Origin of the sequence: Desulfolutivibrio sp. (genome assembly GCF_036584575.1) — a bacterium.
In the GTDB taxonomy this organism is placed as follows: Bacteria; Desulfobacterota; Desulfovibrionia; order Desulfovibrionales; family Desulfovibrionaceae; genus Desulfolutivibrio.
Genome location: NZ_JAZHDB010000038.1, coordinates 21811 through 28935 on the forward strand (window position 1 = coordinate 21811; position 7125 = coordinate 28935).

At 64.8% G+C, this 7125-nt stretch carries 6 protein-coding genes; 4 read left to right on the top strand and 2 right to left on the bottom strand.

Annotated features, from left to right (window positions below; translation table 11 throughout):
* Positions 1 to 186: 186 nt before the first annotated feature.
* Both V3572_RS03165 and V3572_RS03170 read right to left on the bottom strand, forming a co-directional pair.
* Positions 187 to 1119: a D-alanine--D-alanine ligase family protein gene (locus V3572_RS03165; RefSeq protein ID WP_332109521.1), complete on the bottom strand. Its 933-nt coding sequence runs from the start codon at positions 1117 to 1119 to the stop codon at positions 187 to 189.
* Positions 1082 to 1729 carry an HDIG domain-containing metalloprotein gene (locus V3572_RS03170; protein ID WP_442877349.1) on the bottom strand — a complete coding sequence of 216 codons (648 nt, stop codon included), beginning with the start codon at positions 1727 to 1729 and terminating at the stop codon, positions 1082 to 1084. The genes V3572_RS03165 and V3572_RS03170 overlap by 38 nt, the downstream gene beginning before the upstream one ends.
* Before the next feature lie 137 nt (positions 1730 to 1866).
* Between V3572_RS03170 and V3572_RS03175 the strand changes: the two genes are divergently transcribed.
* The 4 genes from V3572_RS03175 (at position 1867) to V3572_RS03190 (ending at position 7091) form a co-directional block, all read left to right on the top strand.
* Positions 1867 to 2223, top strand: a complete 357-nt coding sequence (locus tag V3572_RS03175) for a hypothetical protein (protein WP_332109522.1) — start codon at positions 1867 to 1869, stop codon at positions 2221 to 2223.
* Positions 2220 to 5072 (top strand): hybrid sensor histidine kinase/response regulator, encoded by a 2853-nt coding sequence (locus tag V3572_RS03180; protein ID WP_332109523.1) that lies wholly within the window; start codon positions 2220 to 2222, stop codon positions 5070 to 5072. Before V3572_RS03175 ends, V3572_RS03180 begins: the two co-directional genes overlap by 4 nt.
* 434 nt (positions 5073 to 5506) lie before the next feature.
* A complete protein-coding gene (gene motA, locus V3572_RS03185) occupies positions 5507 to 6361 on the top strand; it encodes a flagellar motor stator protein MotA (RefSeq protein ID WP_332109524.1) in 855 nt (284 codons plus the stop codon).
* On the top strand, positions 6348 to 7091 hold the full coding sequence (locus tag V3572_RS03190) for an OmpA/MotB family protein (protein WP_332109525.1): 744 nt from the start codon (positions 6348 to 6350) through the stop codon (positions 7089 to 7091). The genes motA and V3572_RS03190 overlap by 14 nt, the downstream gene beginning before the upstream one ends.
* The last annotated feature ends 34 nt before the right edge of the window (positions 7092 to 7125 follow it).

Sequence of the window (7125 nt, forward strand, 5' to 3'; positions counted from 1 at the left end):
CGGCAGGGAAAGCGGCCGGTGGGCCGGTCAACTTTTCTTCATATACTGCATAACCCGGGTTCGTCCAGTCTGCGTGACTGCGGCAGGCCCTGCCCCGGGCGTGGCGTGTGCTGGCAGGGGGGCGTGTTGTCGAGGCCCTGCGTGGAACTTTCGGTCTTTTCTTTCAAAAATACCGATCGTGCAGTGTCAGGAAACGCAATGCTCGTGGCCGTGGCGGCCCCGGGCCATGCCCAGTTCGATGAGCCGGGCCAGCAGATCCTCGAAGGACATCCCTGCCGCCGCCGCCGCCCGGGGCAAAAGGCTTGTGGGGGTCATGCCCGGCAGGGTGTTGGTTTCCAAAAGGAAAAGGTCGGTTCCGGACAGGATGAAGTCCGAACGGCTGTAGCCGTTAAGCCCCAGGGCCCGGTGGGCGGCCAGGGCGGTTTCCTCCAGCCGGTGGATCAGTTCCGGGGCCACGGGGGCCGGACAGAGTTCGTCGGCGCCGTCCGGGGCGTATTTGGCGGTATAGTCGAAAAAACCGCTGCCCGATTTGGGCCGGATGAGGATGGGCGGCAGGGGCGTCTCCCCGAGCACGGCGCAGGTCAGCTCCATGCCGATGACGGCGGGCTCCACGATGGCCGCGTCGCCGCTGCGGAAAATGGGGGCCAGGGCCGCGAACAGGGCCTCGCGGTCGGCGGCCGGCCCGGCATGGACGCTGGAGCCGCCCAGGTTGGGCTTGACGAAATAGGGCGGGTCGAAACGCGGGGAAAAGGAGGGGCCGGGCGGCGCGGGCAGAAATTCCCAGGGCAGGGTGGCCAGGCCCCGGGCGCGGTAGATCTGCTTGGCGGCGGCCTTGGACAGGGCCAGAAACGACCCGGCCGGCCCGGTTCCCTGATAGGGAAGGCGCACGGCGTCGAGCATGGCCTGGATCAGGCCGTCCTCGCCCGGCGCGCCATGCAGGTTGATGAAGGCGAAATCCGCCTCGGCCGCTGCTGCGGCAATGTCGTCGAAGGCCTCGGCCGGGTCCAGAAAACGTACCTCGTGTCCGAGGTTTACGAGGGATTGCCGGATTTTTTTTGCTCCGGACAACGCCACCTCGCGTTCACTCGACCAGCCCCCGGCAATGAGCAATATCCGCATCAGTTTGAAATCCCAGGGTTTGTACCAGCGCGTCCTCGATCTCCCGGGCCTGGGCGAAGGAGCGGCCGATGCGTTGACGAATGTCCTGTGTGGCCCCATACCGGTGCAGCAGATCCTCGAAACGTTCGGTCAGGCTCACCACCCGGTTGTGCTTGACCCGCTTGTCGCTGTAAATAATGATCAGGGGCAGGAAATGGGCCCTGATGTCCACGACGAAAGGCCAGTGGACATGGTGGATGACCCCCTGGGCCAGGGTCGGATTTCCCGTCAACTCCTGGACCCAGGCCCCGCCGAGCTGACTGTGGTTGCCGCCGTGGCGGATGGTGTAGGTCTTGGCCAGGTCGTGCAAAAGGGCTGCGGCCCGCACGGCGTCCACGTCCACGGGAAGTCCCGCCGCAGCCGCCTCCCGGGCCAGGGTTTCGGCGATGCAGGCCACGGTCAGGCTGTGGGCCCGGATATTGGGCAGCATGTCGTAGGCGTCCCACAGGGCCAGACACTGGGCCGTGGTGGGCACGAAGGAGACAACGGGCGGGAGCGCCCCGGGCATGGCCTCGGGGAGGGACTCCGGAGAAGTCCCGGAGAGGGCGTCGGCGAACGGTTTTTCGGGCATCGGGGTGAATGTTTCGAGGGGGCGGGGTGTTTCCCGCCGCAACCCGCGTGGAGACGACCCTAGCAACTCCACGCGAAAAACGCAAAGACGGCGTCCGCATTCCGGTGCGCGCGCCCGACCGACAAGGAGTGACAAAAGTGAAGCGTTTTGCCGTGCGCTATGAGACGAAAATGTTGGAGGACCGGGAGGGCGTGGAGGTCGTGAGCGCCGACAGCAAGGGCCGGGCCATGTTTGCGGCCCAGGCCAGGCTGCATCCCGACGCCCCGGGCGACGAACCCGTTTTTTATTTCGAGCCCCTGTCCATCGTGCCCGGCCCGGACGGCGCGACCTTCGAGGTCGCCTATCGCACCAAGATCGAGCGGGAGGTCGCGGGCCGGGTGGAGGTCGAGGCCAAAGACGCCGACGAGGCCCGGAAAAAGGCCCGCTTTGCGGTGCATCAGGAACTCATCCCCCCGGCCTGTTTCAAGGCCCTGGACGTGGAGGAGGTGGCGTGAAGGCCACGGGCGACACGCCGCCGCAGGGGGAGCGGGCCGGGAGGGGAGGCGAGCCGGTGCGTTTTTTGGACAGGCTTCAGGTCAAGCTGAGCCTGCTTTTGGTGGTGGCCTTCACCTTGGTTTTGGCGGCGTTTAGCCTCTACGACTACCATGTCGTCAAAACCGCGCGCATGTCGGAACTGCGGCTTTTGGCCGACAGGGTCACCGAGCGGCTTTCCCACCTCCTGTTGTCCCCCATGTGGAACGTGGACGCCAGGGAGATCTCCCGGATCATCGAGACGGAGATGGCCAACGGCAATCTGTTCGCCGTGATCGTGCTTGACGAGGACGGCGAAAGCGTGCTGGCCGGGAGCCGACGCGACGGCGGCGCCCTGCATGAGGTGAATTCCCTGTGGGAAAAAGACGGGATGCTCGGCCGGACCAGGCGCATCGAGATGGACGGCAGGAATCTGGGGAGCCTCAACGTCTTCGTCCACACCCGGCACATGGAGCAGGATCTGCTTGAGACCGTGGCGGCGAACGTCCTGCGCACCTTCCTGCTGGAGGTCGTTTTGGTGGCGCTGATCTTTTTTTTCGTCAAGTCCGCCATCCTCGACCCTCTGGACCACATGCGCCGGGTGGCCAGGCGCATAAGCCAGCGCCGGGACTATTCCCTTCACTTTCCCTCCGACCGCCGGGACGAACTGGGAAGCCTGTCCGACACCTTCAACGAAATGCTGGTCATCATCAGCCAAAATGAACAGACCCTCAAATTGCACGGGGAACGCCTGGAGGAGCTGGTCAACCGCCGCACCCTGGAACTGGCCGGGGCCAAGCAGATCGCTGAGGACGCCAACAGGGCCAAGGGCGAGTTTCTGGCCAACATGAGCCATGAAATCAGAACCCCCATGAATGCGGTCATCGGCATGGCCGAATTGACCCTCAAAACCCCCCTGTCGCCCCGGCAGCGGCAATTCCTTTCCGTCATCCGGGCCTCCAGCCGGTCCCTCTTGCGGGTCATCAACGACATCCTGGATTTTTCCCGGATCGAGGCCGGGAAGATGACCATGGAGCGCATCGCCTTCCGGCTGTCGGACGTCCTGGACGAGGTGCTTGACCTGTTTCGGGGGGCCGTGACCGACAGGGACGTGGAACTGATCCTCGATTTCGACCCCGACGTTCCCGACAGCCTTTTGGGCGACCCCCTGCGCCTGCGCCAGGTGATGGTCAATCTGGTCTCCAACGCCTTCAAATTCACCGACCGTGGCGAGGTGGTCATTCGGGCCTCCCTGTCCCGGGATATGGACAGTCAGGCGGAGATTGTCCTTGGCGTGCGCGACACGGGATCAGGAATCCCCCGGGAAAAGCTGGACAGCGTGTTCGAGGCCTTCACCCAGGCCGACGGCTCCGTGACCCGCAAGCACGGCGGCACAGGGCTTGGACTGTCCATCGCCAGGGACATCGCCCGACTCATGGGCGGCGATGTGCGGGTGACGAGCGATGTCGGCCGGGGCAGCGAATTTGTGGTCACCGTGATCCTGGACAAGGATTCCTCGGTCCTGCCGGACGCCCGGAAGGCGGCCTCCCGGTTCGAGGGCCGCCGCATCCTGGTGGCCACGGCCAACCAGGGGTTGGGCGTGGCCGTGGGCAAGGCCCTGCGGCGTTTCGGGGCCACGACGGAGCAGGCGGCTACCGGGAGGGAGCTGTTGTCCAGGATTTCCGAGGCCGGTCCTGCGTTTCATGCGGTCATTGTGGACGGCGTCCTGCTGGCCGACCTGTCGGCGGGAGGGGCCGACGGTCTGTCCGGGCTTTTCGCCCACTTCGCGCCGACGATTGTGCTCACGCCGACCGGAAAGGCCCGGGAGGCGCTTTACGACGCCTATCCCGGGGCGCGGTATTTTCTCGAGAAACCTGTGGGGTTGGCCGGTCTTGAGGCCTGCCTGGCCCAGGCCATGGGCCTCGTCCCCTCCGGCGGCGACCCGGACGCGCCGTTGGTCGAGCGACCGGCGCAGGAACCGGAGCCCTCCTTTCCGGGCCTGCGGGTGTTGCTGGCCGAGGACAACGCCACCAACCGGCTGGTGGCCGGTGAGATCTTCGCCGACGCGGGCATTGTCGCCAGCATGGCCGAAAACGGTCTCCAGGCCGTGGAGATGGCCGCCCGGGAATCCTTCGACATGATCTTCATGGACGTCTCCATGCCCGGGATGGACGGCTATGAGGCGGCCAGGCGGATTCGCGCCCTGCCCCTCGGCGGGCGGACGCCCATCGTGGCCATGACCGCCCATGTCCTGCCTGGCGACAGGCAGCGCTGCCTGGACGCCGGAATGAACGACTACCTGACCAAGCCCCTGGATCGGAAGCGTCTTTTCGCCGTCATCGCCACCTGGGCCGAGCACTGGCGCCACCAGGACGCCCCCCACGGGGGGGGCGTCGACCTCTCCGGGAAGGCGCGTCCCGGAACCGGCCAGGAGCCGTTTTCGGATGAGGCATGGTTGCGCGAAGTTCCCGGGCTCGACGTGGACGAGGGGCTGTACCGTCTGGGCGGCAAGGCCGGGATCTATCGCAGCATCCTTGCCGGTTTCGCCAAAAGCGGCCGGGAATACCTGGGGCAGATGCGCCAGGCCATGGCCCAGGGACGGGCGGAGAAGGCCCGCGATGTGGCCCACAAGCTGGCCGGAGCGGCCGGGAACGTCTCGGCTGTGGAGGTGCGCGACATGGCCTGGGCTATGGAGGAGTCCCTGGACAGCGGCCGCCTGGAGGAGGCCGGAGTCCTTTTGGAAAGCCTTGCCCAGGCCATGGAGGCCGTGGCCGGAGGCGTCGAGGGGCGGGGCAGGGCCGGGACGGAGGCGGGACAACCGCGCGCCGGGTGAACCGCCGCGGGCCGGGAATATGCGGCATGCCCGTGACGCAGGGGCATTTTTTCTGTTTCAAGCGGCCTTTTTTTCGTATAGGATCGCCTGCGTCTGTGGGAGTTTGTCCGCGTTCGTCGTGACCGCGTGGAAAACTCCGCCTTCCGGGAAAAGGGACGGTCTTTTTTGGGTATGGAGCGGCGCGTGTCGGCTGGCTCCGGCTGGGGATCTTGTCTCGCCTTCCCCTTCGTTGCAGCCATTTCTCCGGCTTCCTTTTGCGGGAAACCCGATGACGGTTTCGCCGCGCCAAGACCCTTGGCCTGGCGGATTTCGTTGATTGGATATCCCGCTGTGTTCCCTGCCCCCGGTCCTGTGACATGTCGACTCCGGGTTTGGCCGGGGATCGAGCGGCTTTGTCTCGCGTAACGATGCGACTTCGGGATGGCTGAATTTCTATGTTCGCGATAATCGGCATTGTGGTGGTTCTCGGTGCGGTCTTCGGCGGCTACATGCTCGAAGGCGGCAGCATGCATACCCTTTTCCAGCCCATCGAGCTTTTGATCATCGGCGGCGCGGCTCTGGGCTCCTTTCTCATTTCCTCGCCCAAATCCGTGGTCATCGCCTCCATCAAAAAGGCCTTGTCCGTCTTCACCGCCAAGGAGGCCTCCAGTTCCGACTTCCTTGAACTGCTGACCCTGCTCTACGAGATCATGAACATCGCCCGCCGCGAGGGCATCGTGGCCCTGGAGGCCCATGTCAACAAACCCGACGGCAGCGCCATCTTCGGCCGCTTCAAGTCCGTGGCCGCCAACCACGTCCTGCGCGATTTCATCTGCGACAACGTAAAGGTGCTCATCTCCGAGAGCATCGAGACCCACCGCTTCGACGCCCTCATGAGCCTGGACATCAGCACCATCGAACACCATGAACTCATCCCCCCGGCGGCCATCAACAAGGTGGCCGATTCCCTGCCGGGCCTTGGCATCGTGGCCGCCGTTTTGGGCATCGTCCTGACCATGGGCAAGATCAACGAGCCCCCGGAGGTGCTGGGGCATAGCATCGGCGCGGCCCTGGTAGGCACGTTTTTGGGTATTCTCATGTGTTACGGCTTCGTGGGCCCCATCGCCTCCAACGTCGAGCATCAGGCGGGCGGCAGGATGGCCTTTCTGGCCTGCGCCAAGGAGGCCCTTTTGGGCATGCAAAGCGGCTTCTCCCCTATGCTTTCGGTTGAGATGGGCCGTCGGGCCGTTCCCGAGGACGTGCGCCCCTCCTTCGAGGATCTGGAAGGAGCCCTGCGTGGCAAAAAGTAAGACGGGCGAACCAAGTCCGATCATCATCGTCAAAAAGGGCGGCGGCGGCCACAAGGCCCACCATGGCGGCAGTTGGAAGGTGGCCTATGCCGACTTTGTGACGGCCATGATGGCCTTTTTCCTGCTTCTGTGGTTGATCGCATCGCTGAAACCGCAACAAAAAAACGAGCTGGCCCTGGTCTTCCAGGACAAAAACGCGCCCACCAAGGAAAAGGTGGTCAACCTGGAGAAGATCCCCACCTTCATGGCCAAGGACGCCAAGGTAGGGCGGCCGGAATTCAAACTCTCCCAGGAAAACAAGCTGCGCTACGAAGTGGCGCTCATGATCAAGGAGATCATCTCCAACGATCCCAACCTGCGCCAGACCTCGGGGGTGAGTTCCGATTCCGCTGGCGTGCTCTTAAACGTCAACAGCCCCGTGCTTTTCGATCCCAACTCCGCCACCCTCAAGCCCGGCTCGGACAAGATGCTCCAGGGCATCATCGACATCTTAAAGGCCCACAAGATCGATCTCGTAGTCAGGGGCCACGCCGACGACGGCGAATCCGGCGGCGGGCTCTATCCCTCCAAATGGGAGCTGTCCTCGGCCCGGGCGGCGGCCATCGTGCGCTACATCGTGGAAAAAGGCGGCATCCCCCCCACCCGGGTGCGCGCCGTGGGCTACGGCGACAGCCAGCCCCTGGTGCCCCCCACCTCCCCCGAGGCCCGGGGCCCTTCTCATGCCGTTTGATGTGCCCCTGCGGCTACGCGCCGACGTGGAGCCT

Bases quoted from the DNA above. Each gene is read 5' to 3' on its own strand.
- motA (WP_332109524.1), top strand. From the start codon at position 5,507: ATGTTCGCGATAATCGGCATTGTGGTGGTTCTCGGTGCGGTCTTCGGC.
- V3572_RS03165 (WP_332109521.1), bottom strand. From the start codon at position 1,119: ATGCGGATATTGCTCATTGCCGGGGGCTGGTCGAGTGAACGCGAGGTG.
- V3572_RS03170 (WP_442877349.1), bottom strand. From the start codon at position 1,729: ATGCCCGAAAAACCGTTCGCCGACGCCCTCTCCGGGACTTCTCCGGAG.